Source organism: Stutzerimonas stutzeri (assembly GCF_051028275.1).
GTDB lineage: Bacteria > Pseudomonadota > Gammaproteobacteria > Pseudomonadales > Pseudomonadaceae > Stutzerimonas > Stutzerimonas stutzeri_AS.
In genome coordinates, this window is the sequence record NZ_CP069269.1 from 1,850,260 (window position 1) to 1,869,204 (window position 18,945).

Here is an 18,945-nt window from a genome sequence, read left to right on the forward strand (position 1 = left end):
TGCAAATAATAGAATCCGCTCAGATCCGCTTGGCCTGCTCGGCGGCGTTGCCGATATAAGCGGCAGGGGTCAGTTTGCGCAGTGCCTGCTTGGCCTCGACCGGCATATCCAGACCGTCAATAAAAGTCTGCAGCGCCTCGGGGCTGATGCCTTTGCCACGGGTCAATTCCTTGAGCTTCTCGTAAGGATTCTCAATGGCATAGCGGCGCATCACGGTCTGGATCGGCTCGGCCAGTACTTCCCAGCACGCATCCAGGTCTTCTGCGATACGCGCTTCGTTGAGCTCCAGTTTGCCGATACCCTTGAGGCTCGCCTCGTACGCGATGACGCTGTGAGCAAAACCGACACCCAGATTGCGCAATACGGTGGAATCGGTCAGGTCGCGTTGCCAGCGGGAAATCGGCAATTTGCTCGCCAAGTGATTGAGCAGTGCATTGGCGATGCCGAGATTGCCTTCGGAATTTTCAAAGTCGATCGGGTTGACCTTGTGCGGCATGGTTGAGGAACCGATCTCGCCAGCGACGGTGCGCTGCTTGAAGTAGCCCAACGAAATGTAGCCCCAGATGTCACGGTCGAAATCGATAAGGATGGTATTGAAGCGAGCAACGGCATCGAACAGCTCGGCTATGTAATCGTGAGGCTCGATCTGGGTCGTGTACGGGTTCCAGGAAAGGCCAAGATCGCGTTCGATGAATTCCCGTGCATTAGCTTCCCAATCAACGTCTGGGTAAGCCGACAGATGAGCGTTGTAGTTTCCGACGGCGCCGTTGATCTTGCCGAGCAGCGGCACTGCCGCAATCTGCGCTATCTGACGCTCGAGACGATACACCACGTTAGCCAGTTCCTTGCCCAACGTAGTGGGCGAGGCTGGCTGACCATGCGTGCGTGAGAGCATCGGTACGTCTGAATGCGTGACAGCCAGGGTGCGAATCGCGTCCGCCAGTTGGCGCATCAGCGGCAGCAGAACCTCATCGCGACCCTGTCGCAGCATCAGCGCATGGGACAGATTATTGATGTCTTCGCTGGTGCAGGCGAAATGGATGAACTCGTTGACCTTGGCCAACTCGGGGAGCTGCTTGGCCTGCTCTTTGAGCAGATATTCCACTGCCTTTACGTCGTGGTTGGTCGTGCGTTCGAATTCCTTCACGCGCTCGGCATGCTCAAGCTGAAAATTCTCGGCGAGCTGATCGAGGAGTGCGTTGGCCTCCTTGGAGAATGGCGCTACCTCTGGGATACCGGCATGTGCTGCCAGGCGCTGTAGCCAGCGGACTTCGACCTGAACGCGGCAGCGAATCAGACCGAACTCGCTGAAAATGGGGCGCAGAGCGCTTGTTTTGCTGGCATAGCGGCCATCGACAGGGGAGACCGCGGTGAGCGAGGAAAGCTGCATAGAGGGCATTCTCGGACAGTCGAACGACGAAAAGAGGGCGCAGATTATACACGAAAGCCGGCGATTGATTTGCCGCTGTGGTGAGCACGACCTTGCGCTTAGCGTCGCGGCTATTCCGATCTCAGCATGGGGTATAGCGAGTCGAGCATTTTTCGCCTGCTGAATATCATCTGCCAGCGGTGCCCGCCCAGTTGCCGCCAGAGCCGAGCTGACCGAATCCCCGCTAGCAATAGCGCACGGATTTTCGCGGCGTTATCGCTTTGCTGCAAATGACGCATGTCGCCCTGCACCTGAATTCGTTGGCGGAAGGTGCTTAACGTGTCCTGGTACAAGCCGCCGAATGAAGCGACCACGTTTTCATGAGTCAGTCCGAAATGATCGACTTGCAGCTGTATCTGATCCAGGCGACTGCCGATTACCTGAAGCAGGTCGCGCCGTTTATCCAGCTGACGCTCCAGCCCGATCATCGCCAGCGCATAGCGCAACGGCTCGCGTTGCAAGGCGCTGGTATCTCGCTCCAGCGCGCCGACCAAGGCTCGATAGCCTTCGCGCAGGTTAAGGTCGTCCCCGCCGTAGATGTCCAGCGCCGGAGCGTTTTCACGAACCAAGAGACTGCCGAGCATGGTGCCCAGAGCCGCGTTGGGCACCTGGCCGGTCCTGGCGATTCTATCAACCAGCGCTGCGGCTTCGAACACAGCCCCGAGGGCTACCAGTTGCTCCTGCTGCGGTGTCATGGGCGGGCTCCGGCGAACCATGGCTCCGCGGTCTCGATTACACCGCCGCCCAGGCAGATATCACCGTCATAGAACACCACGGACTGGCCAGGCGTGACGGCGCGCTGAGGCTCATCGAAGACGGCTCGATAGCCATCCGATGTTTGCTCCAGCGTGCAAGCCTGGTCGCTTTGGCGATAGCGAACCTTGGCTGACAACCGCATCGGGGCAGACAGTTCCAAAGGGTTGACCCAGTAGATTTCCGAAGCGAGCAGGGCACGGGAGAACAGCCAGGGATGATCGTTACCCTGGCCCACGACGAGCACGTTGCGCTCAAGATCCTTGCTCAGAACGTACCAGGGCTCGTCACTCGAATCTTTCAGGCCGCCAATACCCAGACCCTGACGCTGGCCGATGGTGTGGTACATGAGGCCGTGGTGGCGGCCTATGACTTCACCGTCTATCGTTTCGATGTTGCCTGGCTGCGCTGGCAGGTACTGTTTGAGAAAGTCGCTGAAACGGCGTTCGCCGATGAAACAGATGCCAGTGGAGTCCTTCTTTTTCGCCGTTGCCAGACCGTGCTTCTCGGCAACTGCCCGGACCGCCGGTTTTTCCAGTTCGCCGACCGGAAATAATGTCTTGCTCAACTGGTCGCCGCCTACCGCATGCAGGAAATAACTCTGGTCCTTGTTTGCGTCCAGCCCCTTGAGCAACTCGCTGCTCCCGTCAACGTCACGGCGTCGCACATAGTGTCCGGTCGCGATCATGTCGGCGCCGAGCGCCAGCGCGTATTCGAGGAAGGCCTTGAACTTGATTTCCCGGTTGCAGAGGATGTCCGGATTCGGTGTCCTTCCGGCTTTGTACTCAGCGAGGAAATGTTCGAATACGTTGTCCCAGTATTCGGCGGCAAAGTTTGCCGTATGCAACTTTATGCCGATCCGGTCGCAGACAGCCTGTGCGTCAGCCAGATCTTCGCGAGCGGTGCAGTATTCCGTGCCGTCATCTTCTTCCCAGTTTTTCATGAACAAGCCTTCGACTTGATATCCCTGTTCAAGCAGAAGCAGGGCGGAAACCGAAGAATCGACGCCGCCGGACATGCCGACGATGACGCGAAGGTTTTCTGGGGCAACGAACGGTGAATCAGACATAAGGACTCAGGGTCAACTGCAAAGCGGGGGATTCTAACAGGCCGGCTCAGTCAAAGGCTAAAGACGATCAATCCCGAACCACGCCAAGGTCGTATATGGGTCCGGCGAGGTAGTCGTCGATGCAGCGCAGGATCAACTCGCTGCGCCAGCGCTCCGGTTGCTCGACCAATTCCTCTCGGGTCATCCAGTGCGCCGCTACGATGCCGGTATCGAGTGTGGGCTGCGGGTCGCGGCGCAGCGGCGAGGCCGCGAAGCAGACGCGCTGATAGGTCACGCCGTTGCTAGGCGCCGTATACAGGTATACCCCCACGACGCCTTCCAGCTTGACCTCCCAACCTGTTTCTTCACGGGTTTCGCGTATTGCTGCATCGCGCAGGGTCTCGTCGGGCTCAAGGTGGCCAGCAGGTTGATTCAGTACCAGTCGGCCTCCTTTTGCTTCCTCCACCATCAGGAAGCGCCCGTCAGCTTCGACAATGGTCGCCACGGTTATGTGTGGATGCCAGGTCATGTTCGGCCTCAGCTCGTCTACAAAAAAATATGCTGGCGCATTGTTTGCGTCGTAAAAAAAGAACCCCGGCGTAGCGCCGGGGTTCCTTATCTCATGAAGCGGTATCGCCAGTTAAGGTCATGCCAGGGCGGCGAGCGCAGCGTTGAACGTTGCGCTGGGGCGCATCGCCTTGCTGGTCAGCTCTGGATTGGAGCGGTAGTAACCGCCGATCTCCACTGGTTTGCCCTGAACTTCAGTGAGCTCAGCAACAATCGCTTCCTCGTTATCCTGTAGCTGCTTGGCCAATGGTGCGAAATGGGCCTGCAGCTCAGTGTCTTCGGTTTGTGCTGCGAGTTCCTGCGCCCAGTACAGAGCCAGATAGAAGTGACTGCCGCGATTGTCCAGCTCGCCAGTACGGCGAGAGGGCGACTTGTTATTGTCGAGCAGCTTGCCGGTAGCCGCATCCAGGGTTTTGCCTAGCAGCTTGGCTTTGCTATTGCCGGTTTTGATGCCGGTCTCTTCCAGCGATACTGCCAATGCCAGGAACTCACCGAGCGAATCCCAGCGCAGGTGGTTCTCCTCGATCAGCTGCTGGACGTGCTTCGGTGCCGAGCCGCCAGCACCGGTTTCGTACATGCCGCCACCCGCCATCAGCGGAACGATCGAGAGCATTTTGGCAGATGTGCCCAACTCCATGATCGGGAACAGGTCGGTCAGGTAATCACGAAGCACGTTGCCGGTTACGGAGATCGTGTCTTGGCCGCGAACCAGACGCTCCATGCTCACGCGGATGGCTTCGTTGTAGCCCATCATGCGGATGTCCAGACCGGTCAGATCGTGATCCTGCAGGTAGGTTTCTACTTTTTTCTGTAGCTGGCGATCGTGGGCGCGCTCCGGATCAAGCCAGAAGATCGCTGGCGTATCCGATTGGCGGGCGCGGGTAACAGCCAGTTTGACCCAGTCGCGAATCGGCGCGTCCTTGGTCTGGCATGCGCGCCAGATGTCACCTTTTTCGACTTCGTGCTGCATCAGCACGGTGCCATCTGCCAGCACGACGCGCATGGTGCCGTCAGCTTGCATCTCGAAGGTCTTGTCGTGCGAGCCGTACTCTTCGGCCTTCTGCGCCATGAGGCCGACGTTGGGTACGCTGCCCATGGTGACGGGATCGAACGCACCGTTGGTCTTGCAGAAGTTGATCATCTCTTGATAGATGCGGGCGTAGGTGCTTTCCGGCATTACCGCCTTGGTGTCTTTCTGCTTGCCATCCTTGCCCCACATCTGACCAGAGTTGCGAATCATGGCTGGCATGGAGGCGTCGACGATCACGTCGCTTGGAATGTGAAGGTTGGTGATCCCCTTGACCGAGTCAACCATCGCCATCTCGGGACGCTCTGCATAGCAGGCATGGATGTCGTGAAGGATTTCTTCCTGCTGCGAGTCCGGTAGCGATTTGATCTTGTCGTAAACACTGCTGATGCCGTTGTTCGGATTTACGCCCAATTCTTTGAACAGCTCACCGTACTTGTCGAAAACGTCTTTGTAGTAAACGCTGACGGCATGGCCGAATACGATCGGATGGGAAATCTTCATCATGGTGGCCTTGACGTGCAGGGACCACATAACGCCGGTTGCCTTGCAGTCCTGCAGCGTCTCTTCGAAGAACGCCCGCAGCTTGTTGCAGCTCATGAACATCCCGTCCAGCACTTCGCCTTCCTGTAGAGCGAGCTGCTTCTTGACTTCGACCTTGCCGTCTTTGCCCACGAACTCAATGCGCACATCACCGGCTTTATCCATGGTGATCGACTGTTCGCTGGAGAAGAAGTCGCCGCCACGCATGTAGTCAGCATGAGACTGCGAAGCTTTGCTCCACTTGCCCATGGAATGCGGATGCTTACGGGCGAAGGCCTTTACAGCTGCCGGGGCGCGTCGATCGGAATTGCCTTCGCGCAGAACCGGGTTCACCGCGCTACCGAGTACCTTGCCATAACGCGCCCGTACGTCCTTGTCTGCGTCGGTCTGCGGATCTTCCGGGAAGTTTGGGATGTTGTAGCCGAGCGCTTGCAGCTCGGCAATCGCCGCCTTGAGCTGGGGTATGGAGGCGCTGATGTTCGGCAGCTTGATAATGTTGGCGTCGGGTTGGCTGGTCAGCTCGGCCAGCTTGGCCAGGTCATCTTCAACGACTTTATCAGCATCAAGCTGGTCGGCAAAACTGGCAAGGATGCGCCCTGCGAGAGAGATGTCACGGGTTTCGACGGCTATATCAGCGGAGGCGGCAAAGGCTTCTACGATGGGCAGAAGCGAATAGGTGGCCAGCGCCGGGGCTTCGTCAGTGAAGGTGTAGATAATCTTCGAGCGGGTGGACATGTAGAGTTGACTCTCTCTTGCTGAGCGTGCACAGAATCCCGAGTTGCGCAGGTAGGCGCCTGGCTGCGTTTGCCGTGCCAGTCACGAGATTCGCCGCGATGATGTTGGATGCAGCACCACTTGAGTGTTGAGTGTTTTAACCCGACCGGCTGCGGTTGGCAGTCTGGCGGTGCAGAGGCATCAATCTCCTTAGAGATTGGCTGCCGCTCATGACTCGTTAGTCACCTAAGCAGTATATCACCGCTGCCTGTTGTCAAAGAATGCCCGGGCCATACGACGAACGAACATATGGTTCGGGCCGATTCAACTGGGTTACTCTTCGACGATGACCACTGTTTAATGTTTAACCACAAAAACGGAGTCCAGCATGGGATACCAAAAGATCCAGGTGCCTGCCAACGGTGACAAAATCACCGTCAATAGCGATAACACCCTGAATGTCCCGAATAATCCGATCATCCCCTATATAGAGGGTGACGGCATTGGCGTGGATATCAGCCCGGTCATGATCAAGGTAGTCGACGCGGCTGTAGAGAAAGCCTACGGCGGTGAGCGCAAGATCGCCTGGATGGAGGTCTATGCCGGTGAAAAGGCGACCCAGGTGTATGACCAGGATACTTGGCTACCCAAGGAAACGCTGGAGGTTGTCCGTGATTACGTGGTTTCAATCAAAGGGCCACTGACCACTCCCGTCGGTGGCGGGATACGCTCTTTGAACGTTGCTCTGCGGCAGGAGCTCGATCTTTATGTGTGCCAGCGCCCTGTTCGCTGGTTTACCGGTGTGCCCAGCCCAGTCAAGAAGCCCGCCGATGTGGATATGGTCATTTTTCGGGAGAACTCCGAAGATATCTACGCTGGCGTGGAGTGGAAAGCCGGTTCGCCTGAGTGCGAGAAAGTGATCAAATTCCTCACTGAGGAAATGGGCGTCAAGAAAATTCGCTTCACCGAAAATTGCGGGATCGGTATCAAGCCAGTGTCGCTCGAAGGTACCAAGCGGTTAGTGCGCAAAGCACTGCAATACGCAGTCGACAACGATCGCAGTTCGGTTACCTTGGTCCACAAAGGCAACATCATGAAGTTTACCGAGGGCGCATTCAAAGAGTGGGGCTACGAGGTTGCGCGCGATGAATTCGGTGCCGAGCTATTGGATGGCGGCCCTTGGATGCAGTTCAAGAACCCCACCACTGGCAAGAATATTGTCGTGAAGGACGCTATCGCGGACGCCATGCTTCAGCAGATCCTGCTGCGTCCGGCCGACTACGATGTGATCGCCACGCTAAACCTCAATGGCGACTACCTGTCTGACGCGCTAGCCGCAGAAGTGGGCGGTATCGGCATCGCCCCCGGGGCCAATCTGTCTGATACTGTCGCCATGTTCGAGGCCACTCACGGCACGGCACCGAAATACGCCGGTCAGGATAAAGTCAACCCGGGGTCGCTGATCCTGTCGGCTGAAATGATGCTGCGTCACATGGGCTGGGTGGAAGCGGCGGAGCTGATCATCAAATCGACCGAAGGTGCCATCGCCGCCAAGACTGTGACCTACGACTTCGAGCGTCTAATGGATGGCGCGAAGCTGATGTCCTGCTCGGAGTTCGGCGACGCCATGATCTCCCATATGTAATTTTGCGGCAGCAACACAAAAAGGCCGATCGATGATCGGCCTTTTTGTCGCCTAGAGATCAGGCGTCCACCGTCGCCCCCTGTGAGGCAGGTGCTACCACCTCAGCAGCGGTCTGCAGCGACCGGATGTTAGTTGCGTGCAAGCCCTTGGGACCTTGCAGGATGTCGAATATGACCGCTTGCCCAGCTTTCAGAGTTCTGTACCCTTCCATCTGAATGGCAGAGTAATGGGCGAACAGGTCCTCATCGCCGCCGTCTGCTACGATGAAACCATAGCCTTTAGCGTTGTTGAACCACTTGACCTTACCGCTTAGCATGCTGTTATCCCTCTGCAAAGGAGTCCATCACTGGAGTAACATCCATTTCATTCCGCGCTGATGCAGCACATGGCCCACATGCGCAGCCCGTTGCCGTTGTGGCACATACTGTTTGTATCATCGTTTTGCGGATAGTCAAGGCGACTCGTCAGGTGGCTGTGAAGCCCTTCTATTTACCGGCCTCGGCGCCCCGATCTAGAACTGTTATACGCATGCGTGCATTTCCCGAGATTCGACTAACATTCAATCAGGATCGTCCGAAACCGTCGGACGATGACTCTTCCGGTCTGGCTGTCGAAGAAGCCAAGCCGCAGCTGAAGGCACCACCGATGTTTAAAGTTGTCATGTTCAATGACGACTACACGCCGATGGATTTTGTCGTGGAGGTGCTCGAAGGAATTTTCAATCACAATCGGGAGCTCGCCACCAAGATCATGCTGGCGGTTCATACCGAGGGGCGAGCCGTTTGTGGGGTCTACACACGCGACGTTGCTGAAACCAAAGCAATGCAGGTCAATCAATATGCAAGGGAATGCCAGCATCCGTTGCTTTGTGAGATCGAGAAGGACGGTTAAACCCGACTGCTGGGTAAGAGGTGAAAGCTATGTTGAACCGTGAGCTCGAAGTCACTCTGAATCTGGCTTTCAAGGAGGCACGTACCAAGCGTCATGAGTTCATGACGGTTGAGCACCTTCTGCTAGCCCTGCTGGATAACGAAGCAGCCGCAACAGTCTTGCGCGCCTGTGGAGCCAGCCTCGATAAACTGCGTCATGACCTACAGGAGTTCATAGATTCCACCACTCCTCTCATTCCCCAGCATGACGAAGAGCGTGAAACTCAGCCTACGCTCGGGTTTCAGCGTGTGCTTCAGCGCGCCGTTTTTCATGTCCAGAGTTCGGGTAAGCGGGAAGTGACTGGCGCCAACGTTCTGGTTGCGATCTTCAGCGAGCAAGAGAGTCAGGCGGTTTTTCTGCTCAAGCAGCAAAATGTCGCCCGCATCGATGTCGTCAACTACATTGCTCATGGTATTTCAAAGGTGCCGGGCAATAATGGCAGTCCTGACAGCGATGCGGAGATGCAGGATGAGGAGGGCGGAGAGTCGTCAACCGCTGGAAATCCTCTCGATGCCTATGCAAGCAATCTGAACGATCTGGCTCGCCAGGGCCGGATTGATCCATTGGTTGGCCGGGAGCACGAGGTTGAGCGAGTCGCGCAGATTCTGGCGCGCCGGAGAAAGAACAACCCACTCCTCGTCGGAGAGGCCGGCGTCGGTAAAACTGCAATTGCAGAGGGGCTTGCCAAGCGTATCGTTGACAACCAAGTACCAGAGCTACTGGCAGACAGCGTGGTCTATTCGCTCGATCTCGGCGCGTTGCTGGCAGGTACCAAGTATCGTGGTGATTTCGAAAAGCGCTTCAAGGCGCTCCTGAGCGAGCTGCGCAAGCGGCCTCATGCCGTCCTGTTCATAGATGAAATCCATACCATCATAGGTGCTGGTGCTGCTTCGGGCGGCGTCATGGATGCCTCCAATCTGCTGAAGCCGCTATTGTCATCGGGTGAGATCCGGTGCATTGGATCAACCACGTTCCAAGAGTTTCGGGGGATTTTCGAAAAGGATCGGGCTCTCGCTCGGCGCTTCCAGAAGGTTGACGTATCGGAGCCTTCGGTTGAAGACACCATTGGCATCCTCAGGGGGCTCAAGGGCCGCTTTGAGCAACATCACAACATCGAATACAGCGACGAGTCGCTTCGTGCGGCGGCAGAGCTTGCCTCTCGCTACATCAATGATCGGCACATGCCCGATAAGGCAATCGATGTGATCGATGAAGCGGGTGCGTATCAGCGGTTGCAACCTGAAGACAAGCGAGTATCTCGCATTGATGTAGAGCAGGTTGAAGATATCGTAGCCAAGATTGCCCGCATCCCTCCGAAGCATGTCAGCACGTCTGACAAGGAGCTGTTGCGCAATCTGGAGCGTGATCTGAAGTTGACGGTCTTTGGGCAGGATGACGCGATTGATTCGCTTGCCACGGCCATCAAGCTCTCTCGTGCAGGGCTCAAGGCTCCAGATAAGCCGGTGGGGTCCTTCCTGTTCGCCGGTCCTACGGGCGTTGGTAAGACAGAAGCAGCGCGTCAGCTGGCTCGGGCGCTTGGTGTCGAGTTGGTGCGCTTCGACATGTCCGAGTACATGGAGCGTCACACGGTGTCTCGCCTCATTGGTGCGCCGCCTGGCTACGTGGGATTTGATCAGGGTGGTTTGCTGACCGAGGCAATAACCAAGCAGCCACACTGCGTTCTGCTTCTCGATGAGATCGAGAAGGCGCACCCTGAAGTCTTCAACCTGCTCCTACAGGTGATGGATCACGGGACCCTGACCGACAATAACGGGCGCAAGGCGGATTTCCGCAATGTCATCATTATCATGACGACGAACGCGGGCGCGGAAACCGCAGCGAGAGCTTCGATTGGCTTCACCCATCAGGATCATGCTTCTGATGCGATGGAAGTGATCAAGAAGAGCTTTACGCCGGAATTCCGTAACCGTCTGGACACCATCATTCAGTTCGGTCGCCTTAGTCACGAAGTCATCAAGAGCATTGTCGATAAGTTTCTCATCGAGTTGCAGACGCAGCTTGAAGACAAGCATGTCACGCTTGAGGTGTCCGATGCGGCGCGAAGCTGGTTGGCTGAGCGTGGCTACGACGTGCAAATGGGCGCCCGCCCAATGGCTCGATTGATTCAGGACAAGATCAAGCGGCCGCTAGCTGAAGAAATACTGTTCGGGGAATTGGCTGAGCATGGCGGAGTGGTGCACATCGATATCCGCGACGGAGAGCCGTACTTCGACTTCGAGACATCCGCTGAGCTGGCTTAGTGCGGAGTGGAACGCTGATAACAGAAACGCCCGGTATTGCCGGGCGTTTTTGTTACAGCTCATCGCTCAGCTTGCGCCAGGTGGTTGCGGTCCGGCGCGGTTGTGCCGGAGCTGGTAGGGTCTGGCTGTCCGGTCCGCAGAAAACAAAAAGCCCGGTAATGACCGGGCGTTCATGCTCGCGTCCTGTCAGCGGGCGCGGTACGTGATGCGGCCTTTGCTCAGGTCGTAAGGTGTAAGTTCCACGCGAACCTTGTCACCGGTAAGAATCCGGATGTAGTTCTTGCGCATCTTGCCAGAGATGTGCGCAGTAACGACGTGCCCATTTTCCAACTCCACTCGAAACATGGTGTTGGGCAGGGTGTCGACGACAGTACCTTCCATTTCGAAGCTGTCTTCTTTCGACATTCAGTAAAGCCCTCGGTGTCCGATGATAGACCCGGCGCGAAGAATGCCCGGGTAAAAGCGGCAAGTATTGTGCCTGAAAGGGTCACGAGAGCCAAGGGTCAGGTCAGCGTTATCCAGCGTTGGTTAACCAGTAATTCAATAGGACGGTATTCGGTTTTGTAGTTCATCTTGCGGCAGTTCTTGATCCAGTACCCTAGGTAAACAGCCTTCAGCCCGAGGCGGGCAGCCTCGCTGATCTGCCAGAGGATTGCGAAACGGCCGAGGCTGCGACGCTCTTCGCTGGGATCATAAAAGGTGTAGACGGCAGAGAGGCCGTTGGGTAGCAGGTCGGTGACGGCAAGGGCGAGCAGGCGGCCTTCCAATCGGAACTCGTAGAAGCGGGAAAACGGAAGCTCACGGACCAGGAAGGTCTGGAATTGGTCTCTGCTTGGGGGGTACATGTCGCCATCCGCGTGACGCTGCTCGATATAAGTCGCGTAAAGCGCGTAGTACTCTTCAGTAAACGAAGGCCTTACGTCTCGAACGGTTAAATCGGCGTTGCGTTTGAGGATGCGTTTCTGCTGGCGACTGAGTTGCACGCCTTCAGCAGGTATCCGGGCAGGAATGCAGGCGGTGCAGCGTTGGCAGTGGGGACGATAGAGATGATCACCGCTGCGGCGGAAGCCCATCTCGGAAAGCTCTGCGTAGACCTGTACGTCCATTGGCTGGCTGGGGTCAAGGAAGAGCGTAGTGGCCTGTTCATCTGGCAGATAGCTGCAGGCGTGAGGCTGGGTGGCGTAGAACTTGAGACGAGCCAGTGAAGTCATGGTCAGCTCTCGAAAATCCTGAATTCAGTGTAGGTCAGCTTGGCTTCGTCGACTAGGACCCCCATCGGGCTGTGCTGGGTTCGTCCAGATAGCGTGCAAGTGTCTTGGCGAAGATCTGGCGAGGTATGCTCCTGGCACCGAAACTGACCAAGTGTTGCGTTTGCATCTGACAGTCAATCAATTGGAATCCCCATTCTCGGAGACGTTCCACTAGTGCCACGAATCCCACCTTGGATGCATCAGTAGTACGACTGAACATCGATTCGCCGAAGAATAGTCGACCCATGGCGAGTCCATAGAGGCCGCCGACCAACCGTTCGTCTTGCCAGACTTCCACCGAATGAGCGATGCCAAGTTGATGCAGTTGTGTGTAAGCGGTCTGCATTGGCGTCGTGATCCATGTGCCGTCGGTGTAATTGCGAGGGCCTGCGCAGCCTTCGATCACGTCCCGGAAGGCTTTGTCGAAAGTAATGCTGAAGGTTTCCTGGCGTATTGTTTTTCTCAGGCTGCGAGAGACATGTAATTCTTCCGGGTACAGAACTGTACGTGGGTCAGGTGACCACCAGAGCACCGGTTGCCCGTCCTGGTACCACGGAAAACAGCCATGGCGGTAGGCGGCCAGTAAACGTTCAGGCGATAGGTCGCCTCCAGCGGCAAGCAGCCCGTTGGGCTCGCGCATGGCTTTGTCCAATGGTGGAAACGACAGGTCGTCGCGCTGCAGCCAGGTAAGCATATTGATTGATCACATAGGCGGATGCAGGCATCCGCCTTGAGCAGGGTTACAGGTCCAGGAACTTCTCGGCATCCAGCGCAGCCATGCAGCCAGCGCCGGCCGAGGTGATGGCTTGACGATAAACGTGATCGGCCACGTCGCCTGCTGCAAATACGCCCGGGATTGTAGTGCTGGTAGCGTCTCCCTCGTTGCCCCCTTTGATCAAAAGATAACCATCCTTCATCTCGAGCTGGCCTTGGAAAAGGTCTGTGTTGGGCTTGTGCCCGATGGCTATGAATACGCCTGCCAGTGCCAGTTCTTTCTCCTCTCCGGATTCGGTGCTCTTCAGCCTGACCCCTGTCACGCCACTCGCGTCGCCAAGCACCTCTTCCAGGGTGTGGTTCCAGTGCAGACGAATATTGCCGTTCGCTGCTTTCTCCATGATCTTGTCCTGCAAAATCTTTTCGGAGCGAAGCTTGTCGCGGCGGTGTATCAGGTGGACTTCCTTGGCAATGTTCGACAGATAAAGCGCTTCTTCGACCGCTGTATTGCCTCCACCAATCACAGCCACGACCTGGTTGCGATAAAAGAAGCCGTCGCAGGTCGCGCATGCCGACACGCCTCGCCCGGCAAACGCTTCCTCCGAGGGCAGTCCGAGATATTGGGCAGACGCCCCAGTTGCGATGATCAACGCATCGCAACTATAGGTTGCGCTGTCGCCCTTGAGGATAAACGGACGCTGTTGCAGTTCAGCCGTGTGGATGTGGTCAAACACCACCTCTGTATCGAAGCGTTCTGCATGTTTCTGCATTCGCTCCATCAGCGCCGGGCCGGTCAGACCTTCAACGTCTCCTGGCCAGTTGTCGACTTCGGTGGTGGTGGTCAGCTGGCCGCCGGGCTGAATGCCTGTGATCATCAACGGTTTCAGGTTGGCACGGGCTGCATATACGGCTGCGGTATAGCCGGCCGGGCCCGAGCCGAGGATGATCAGACGTGAATGCTTGACTTCATTCATAAAAAGCCCTCATAAGCCTCTGTTGCAAATGGATAAGCGTGCTCCAGTCGAGTCACACTTTAAAAACTGGCGTTTATGCTACACCGAAGCACTTAGAAAAGCCCAAGCCGGCACGGAACCGGCAATGCCATCGAATCGACAAACCCGTACAATGTGCAAGTTCAGGCTGACTACGGTTCATAGAGCGCGCCGCGGGCGCAGGAAATAAAGCGTTTTGAAGAATACCTCCTCTACCGCGCCAGCTTCCGTCTGGCGACAGCAGTTGCATTACCGTCTGAAAGAGGGCGCTTTGATCGCGCTCGGTGCACTTTGCGCCTATCTCTGGATGGCATTGCTCACTTACGACCCTGCCGATCCTGGTTGGACACATACAAGTAATGTTCAGCAGGTCCACAACGCTGCTGGCCGCGCCGGCGCCTGGTTCGCTGACGTGCTGTTCATGGCGCTTGGCTATTTCGCCTTTCTGTTTCCGTTGTTGTTAGGGGTCAAGACCTGGCAGGTCTTTCGTGCACGGCATCAACCCTGGACCTGGAATGGGTGGCTGTTCTCCTGGAGGCTGATCGGGCTCGTCTTTTTGATCCTCTCTGGGTCGGCCCTCGCTTATATCCACTTCCAGTTTGCCAACAGCCTTCCAGCATCTGCGGGCGGCGCTCTGGGCGAAAGCCTCGGCCAGCTCGCCGAGGCTGCGCTGAACGTACAGGGCAGCACATTACTGTTGTTGGCGTTCTTCCTGTTCGGTCTGACGGTATTCACTGACCTGTCTTGGTTCAAGGTGATGGACCTGACGGGCAAGATTACGCTTGATCTGATAGAGCTGATTCAGAGCTTTTTCAGTCGATGGTGGTCCGCTCGTAACGAACGCAAACAGATTGTTGCGCAGTTGCGCGAAGCCGATGAGGTCGTCAATGACGTTGCAGGTTCGCTTCCTGATCAACGTGAACGTGCCAAGGTCAAAGAGCGGCTTCTTGAGCGCGAGGAGTCGCTTAACAAGCATATGACCGAGCGTGAAAAGCGACCCTCATTGGTCATTCCGCCTCCGCCGACAGCCAAACCGGTCGAGCAGAGCAAGCGCGTATATAAGGAAAAGCAGGCCAACCTGTTCGTTGATCCGATGATCGAGGGCAGTGTCCCGCCACTGTCGCTTCTCGATGTCGCTGAAAAACAACAGAAGCAGTACTCGCCCGAGTCTCTTGAAGCAATGTCGCGGCTGCTGGAGATCAAGCTGAAGGAATTCGGCGTAGAGGTCATCGTCGAGTCGGTTCATCCGGGCCCTGTGATCACGCGTTTCGAGATTCAGCCCGCCGCAGGCGTGAAGGTCAGTCGAATATCCAACCTGGCGAAGGACCTTGCGCGCTCGCTAGCGGTGATCAGCGTTCGCGTTGTCGAGGTGATTCCGGGTAAAACGACCGTAGGTATCGAGATACCCAACGAAGATCGTCAGATCGTACGTTTTTCGGAAGTGCTGTCCTCGGCGCCTTACGATGACGCAAAGTCGCCTGTGACGATCGCGTTAGGGCACGATATCGGCGGTAAGCCAGTCATCGCTGACCTCGCAAAAATGCCGCATCTTCTGGTCGCCGGAACCACCGGTTCGGGTAAATCCGTCGGTGTGAACGCGATGATCCTTTCGATCCTATTCAAATCTACGCCCGAAGATGCGCGGCTGATCATGATCGACCCGAAGATGCTCGAGCTCTCTATCTACGAAGGCATCCCCCACCTCCTGTGTCCGGTGGTGACCGACATGAAAGAGGCGGCTAATGCTCTACGGTGGAGCGTTGCCGAAATGGAGCGTCGCTACAAACTGATGGCGGCGATGGGCGTGCGGAACCTGGCCGGCTTCAACCGCAAGATCAAGGATGCCGAAGAGGCCGGCACACCATTGACCGATCCGCTGTATCGCCGCGAAAGCATGGAAGATGAGGCGCCGCTGCTGCATAAGCTGCCTACCATCGTCGTGGTCGTCGATGAGTTTGCCGACATGATGATGATCGTCGGTAAGAAAGTTGAAGAACTGATTGCGCGTATCGCTCAGAAGGCTCGGGCAGCAGGCATTCACTTGATCCTGGCGACCCAGCGGCCTTCGGTCGATGTCATCACCGGTTTGATCAAGGCGAATATACCAACGCGTATGGCGTTTCAGGTATCAAGCAAGATCGACTCCCGGACCATCCTCGACCAGGGTGGAGCCGAGCAGCTGCTTGGGCACGGCGACATGCTTTATCTGCCGCCGGGTACCGGCCTGCCAATACGCGTCCACGGTGCCTTTGTCTCTGATGATGAGGTTCATCGTGTCGTCGAAGCCTGGAAAGCACGCGGCGCGCCCGATTACATTGAAGAAATTCTAGTGGGCGTGGAAGATTCCGGCAGCGGCTTCGATGGGGGTGGCGGCGAGAGCGGCAGCGGCGAGGGCAGTGAAGAGGATCCGCTTTATGACGAGGCGGTCCGTTTCGTAACCGAAAGCCGCCGCGCCTCGATTTCTGCTGTCCAGCGCAAACTCAAGATTGGTTACAACCGCGCCGCGCGAATGATCGAAGCCATGGAAATGGCCGGCGTCGTGACCTCCATGAATACCAACGGCTCGCGCGAAGTGCTCGCGCCGCCACCTACCCGCGACTGAGTCGCTGAGGGCCTCATGCAATTGATTCGTGCGTTGTTTGCATCCGCTCTGCTGTTCTCCATGGTGCCGGCACAGGCTGACCAGGCTGCCTCTGTGCAACGCCTCACCGGGCTCCTGCAGAAGGCGGAGACCCTTACCGGGCGCTTTTCTCAGCTGTCCTTGGACGGCACCGGGACCCAGCTGCAGGAAACCTCCGGCGAGATGGCGTTGAAACGTCCAGGCCAGTTCCGCTGGCATACCGATGAGCCGATGGAGCAGTTGCTGGTCTCCAACGGCAGGAAGGTCTGGCTGTTCGATCCGGACCTGGAGCAGGTCACTATCCAGACGCTTGATCAACGCCTGACGCACACGCCCGCGTTGCTGTTGTCCGGTGATGTCTCGGCGATCAGTGAGAATTTCGATGTGTCGCACAAGGAAGCCGGTGATGTTGTCGACTTCACGCTCAAGCCGAAAGCCACGGACACCCTGTTCGACAGTCTCCGTCTGTCCTTTCGCGGCGGGGTCATCAACGATATGCAGATGATCGACGGTGTTGGGCAGCGCACCAACATCCTGTTTCAGGGCGTCAAGTTGAATCAGCCGCTCAAGTCGGATCTGTTTACTTTCGAGATTCCTGAGGGAGCCGATGTAATCTCCGAATGAGCATTCGCCACTCGCCTATTCCGTTCACAAATACGGCCTGCTTAGCGCAGGCCGTTTGCATGAGAGGCCAGCGTCGCTGATGGACCTGTTCAGTCGCGAACCTGTTGCCCAACCTTTGGCTGCACGTCTGCGCGCCGCTAGCCTTGACGAGTATGTCGGGCAGGAGCACCTGCTGGCGCGCGGTAAGCCACTCCGCGAGGCACTGGAGCAGGGCGCTTTGCACTCGATGGTGTTTTGGGGGCCGCCGGGTGTTGGCAAGACGACGCTGGCTCGGTTGTTGGCTAAGGTCTCTGACGCTCATTTCGAAACTGTTTCCGCAGTGCTCGCTGGTGTGAAGGAGATTCGGCAAGCAGTCGAAATAGCCAAACAACAGGCGGCCCAGTATGGGCGACGTACCATTCTCTTCGTTGACGAAGTTCATCGCTTCAACAAGTCCCAGCAGGATGCCTTCCTGCCTTATGTTGAAGATGGCACGCTGATCTTTATCGGTGCGACCACCGAAAATCCGTCGTTCGAGCTGAACAATGCGTTGCTCTCACGTGCTCGCGTCTATGTGCTGAAGAGTCTCGACGAAGCCGCGCTGCGCCGGCTGGTCACGCGCGCCTTGACTGAACCGAAAGGCCTCGGAGCGTTGCATCTGAGCCTGCCGGACGAAAGCTTTCGAATGCTCATGGCCGCTGCGGATGGTGATGGCCGTCGTTTGCTGAATCTCCTTGAAAACGCCTCTGATCTGGCGGAAGAGGGCGGTGAGATCACCGTTGGGTTGCTGCAGGATCTGCTGGGTGACAGCCGGCGTCGCTTCGACAAAGGCGGAGAAGCCTTCTATGACCAGATTTCCGCACTGCACAAATCGGTCCGCGGCTCGAACCCGGATGCGTCGCTGTACTGGTTCGCGCGGATGATCGATGGCGGCTGCGACCCGCTGTACATCGCGCGGCGTGTGGTGCGCATGGCCAGTGAAGAAGTGGGCAATGCCGATCCGCGAGCGCTGAGCTTGTGTCTATCGGCGTGGGATGTACAGGAACGGCTTGGCAGTCCAGAGGGTGAGCTGGCTGTGGCACAGGCAATCGTCTATCTCGCATGCGCACCCAAAAGTAATGCGGTGTATAGCGCCTTCAATGCCGCAATGCGTGATGTTCGTGAAAACGGCTCCCAAGAGGTCCCGCTCCACCTGCGCAATGCGCCGACCCGGTTGATGAAAGAGCTGGGTTATGGTGAAGAATATCGCTATGCACACGACGAGCCCGGCGCGTATGCCGCTGGCGAAGATTATTTTCCCGATACGATCGAGCCGCGCCACTACTACCATCCTGTCCCCCGCGGGTTGGAGAGCAAGATCCGCGAAAAACTCGATCATCTGGCGCAGCTGGACCGGCAAAGTCCCCGTCAGCGGAGGAAGACATGATTCGCATGGTGCTGGCCGTGGTTGCGGGCGGGGTTGTCGGTACGCTGATTCGCTTCGGTGTTTCTGCCTGGGCTTCGGTTTTTTGGCCGAAGCACTTCTACCTGGCAACCCTGGCAGTCAACCTGCTCGGTTGCTTGCTGATTGGCTACCTTTACGCCACGTTTCTGCACCGGCCTGACCTTTCTCCGGAGCTGAAAAGCGGCCTGATCATTGGCTTCCTCGGGGCGTTAACCACCTTTTCCAGCTTTTCTCTCGACGGATTGCGTCTGCTGGAAAGCGGTCAGGCTGCAACAGCGTTCACCTATATCGGCATGAGTGTGTGCGGTGGTCTGCTGGCTACCTGGGCAGGGCTTACGCTTGGCCGGTTATGAACCTGGAACATATCGCAGTAAACTTCCGATCCTCTTCGCCTTTCCTCAAAGC

17 protein-coding genes are annotated in these 18,945 nt (G+C 57.0%); 7 read left to right on the forward strand and 10 right to left on the reverse strand.

Going from position 1 to position 18,945, the window contains the following annotated elements:
• Nucleotides 1–19 precede the first annotated feature (19 nt).
• From purB to JQR87_RS08595, 5 genes are all read right to left on the reverse strand, one after another.
• Nucleotides 20–1,390: an adenylosuccinate lyase gene (gene purB / locus JQR87_RS08575; protein ID WP_407290917.1), complete on the reverse strand. Its 1,371-nt coding sequence runs from the start codon at nt 1,388–1,390 to the stop codon at nt 20–22.
• Between the two features lie 110 nt (nt 1,391–1,500).
• The gene (gene hflD / locus JQR87_RS08580; protein ID WP_407290915.1) at nt 1,501–2,124 is read right to left on the reverse strand and encodes a high frequency lysogenization protein HflD; all 624 of its coding nucleotides are present in this window, start codon (nt 2,122–2,124) and stop codon (nt 1,501–1,503) included.
• Complete coding sequence (mnmA, locus tag JQR87_RS08585) at nt 2,121–3,251, reverse strand: tRNA 2-thiouridine(34) synthase MnmA (RefSeq protein ID WP_407290913.1); 1,131 nt, start codon at nt 3,249–3,251, stop codon at nt 2,121–2,123. Before mnmA ends, hflD begins: the two co-directional genes overlap by 4 nt.
• A 67-nt stretch (nt 3,252–3,318) precedes the next feature.
• Nucleotides 3,319–3,759, reverse strand: coding sequence for an NUDIX hydrolase (locus tag JQR87_RS08590; protein WP_407290912.1), 441 nt, complete (start codon nt 3,757–3,759; stop codon nt 3,319–3,321).
• Between the two features lie 117 nt (nt 3,760–3,876).
• Entirely contained in the window at nt 3,877–6,102 is a 2,226-nt protein-coding gene (locus JQR87_RS08595; RefSeq protein ID WP_407290910.1) for an NADP-dependent isocitrate dehydrogenase, read from the reverse strand.
• A gap of 367 nt (nt 6,103–6,469) precedes the next feature.
• Here JQR87_RS08595 and icd point away from each other — a divergent pair, with 367 nt between their 5' ends.
• Nucleotides 6,470–7,726 carry an NADP-dependent isocitrate dehydrogenase gene (icd, locus tag JQR87_RS08600; RefSeq protein ID WP_407290909.1) on the forward strand — a complete coding sequence of 419 codons (1,257 nt, stop codon included), beginning with the start codon at nt 6,470–6,472 and terminating at the stop codon, nt 7,724–7,726.
• Nucleotides 7,727–7,784: 58 nt separating this feature from the next.
• On the opposite strand, the gene cspD is transcribed toward icd, so the two are convergent.
• On the reverse strand, nt 7,785–8,042 hold the full coding sequence (gene cspD, locus JQR87_RS08605) for a cold shock domain-containing protein CspD (RefSeq protein WP_407290908.1): 258 nt from the start codon (nt 8,040–8,042) through the stop codon (nt 7,785–7,787).
• A 212-nt stretch (nt 8,043–8,254) separates the two neighbouring features.
• On the opposite strand from cspD, the gene clpS reads away from it, so the two are divergent.
• Both clpS and clpA read left to right on the forward strand, forming a co-directional pair.
• Entirely contained in the window at nt 8,255–8,617 is a 363-nt protein-coding gene (clpS, locus tag JQR87_RS08610) for an ATP-dependent Clp protease adapter ClpS (RefSeq protein WP_407290907.1), read from the forward strand.
• Nucleotides 8,618–8,646: 29 nt separating this feature from the next.
• Nucleotides 8,647–10,917 carry an ATP-dependent Clp protease ATP-binding subunit ClpA gene (clpA, locus tag JQR87_RS08615; RefSeq protein WP_407290906.1) on the forward strand — a complete coding sequence of 757 codons (2,271 nt, stop codon included), beginning with the start codon at nt 8,647–8,649 and terminating at the stop codon, nt 10,915–10,917.
• 186 nt (nt 10,918–11,103) lie between these two features.
• Here clpA and infA read toward each other — a convergent pair whose 3' ends face one another.
• From infA to trxB, 4 genes are all read right to left on the reverse strand, one after another.
• Nucleotides 11,104–11,322 carry a translation initiation factor IF-1 gene (infA, locus tag JQR87_RS08620; protein ID WP_002553999.1) on the reverse strand — a complete coding sequence of 73 codons (219 nt, stop codon included), beginning with the start codon at nt 11,320–11,322 and terminating at the stop codon, nt 11,104–11,106.
• A 98-nt stretch (nt 11,323–11,420) separates the two neighbouring features.
• Nucleotides 11,421–12,128 carry an arginyltransferase gene (locus JQR87_RS08625; protein WP_407290905.1) on the reverse strand — a complete coding sequence of 236 codons (708 nt, stop codon included), beginning with the start codon at nt 12,126–12,128 and terminating at the stop codon, nt 11,421–11,423.
• Between the two features lie 52 nt (nt 12,129–12,180).
• Nucleotides 12,181–12,861: a leucyl/phenylalanyl-tRNA--protein transferase gene (aat, locus tag JQR87_RS08630; RefSeq protein WP_407290903.1), complete on the reverse strand. Its 681-nt coding sequence runs from the start codon at nt 12,859–12,861 to the stop codon at nt 12,181–12,183.
• Nucleotides 12,862–12,907: 46 nt separating this feature from the next.
• The gene (gene trxB / locus JQR87_RS08635) at nt 12,908–13,855 is read right to left on the reverse strand and encodes a thioredoxin-disulfide reductase (RefSeq protein WP_407290901.1); all 948 of its coding nucleotides are present in this window, start codon (nt 13,853–13,855) and stop codon (nt 12,908–12,910) included.
• Nucleotides 13,856–14,069: 214 nt separating this feature from the next.
• On the opposite strand from trxB, the gene ftsK reads away from it, so the two are divergent.
• The 4 genes from ftsK (at nt 14,070) to crcB (ending at nt 18,893) form a co-directional block, all read left to right on the forward strand.
• On the forward strand, nt 14,070–16,475 hold the full coding sequence (gene ftsK, locus JQR87_RS08640) for a DNA translocase FtsK (protein WP_407290899.1): 2,406 nt from the start codon (nt 14,070–14,072) through the stop codon (nt 16,473–16,475).
• Between the two features lie 15 nt (nt 16,476–16,490).
• Nucleotides 16,491–17,117 carry an outer membrane lipoprotein chaperone LolA gene (lolA, locus tag JQR87_RS08645; RefSeq protein WP_407290898.1) on the forward strand — a complete coding sequence of 209 codons (627 nt, stop codon included), beginning with the start codon at nt 16,491–16,493 and terminating at the stop codon, nt 17,115–17,117.
• A gap of 79 nt (nt 17,118–17,196) precedes the next feature.
• Complete coding sequence (locus JQR87_RS08650) at nt 17,197–18,522, forward strand: replication-associated recombination protein A (protein WP_407290896.1); 1,326 nt, start codon at nt 17,197–17,199, stop codon at nt 18,520–18,522.
• On the forward strand, nt 18,519–18,893 hold the full coding sequence (gene crcB, locus JQR87_RS08655; protein ID WP_407290895.1) for a fluoride efflux transporter CrcB: 375 nt from the start codon (nt 18,519–18,521) through the stop codon (nt 18,891–18,893). The genes JQR87_RS08650 and crcB overlap by 4 nt, the downstream gene beginning before the upstream one ends.
• Nucleotides 18,894–18,945 lie beyond the last annotated feature (52 nt).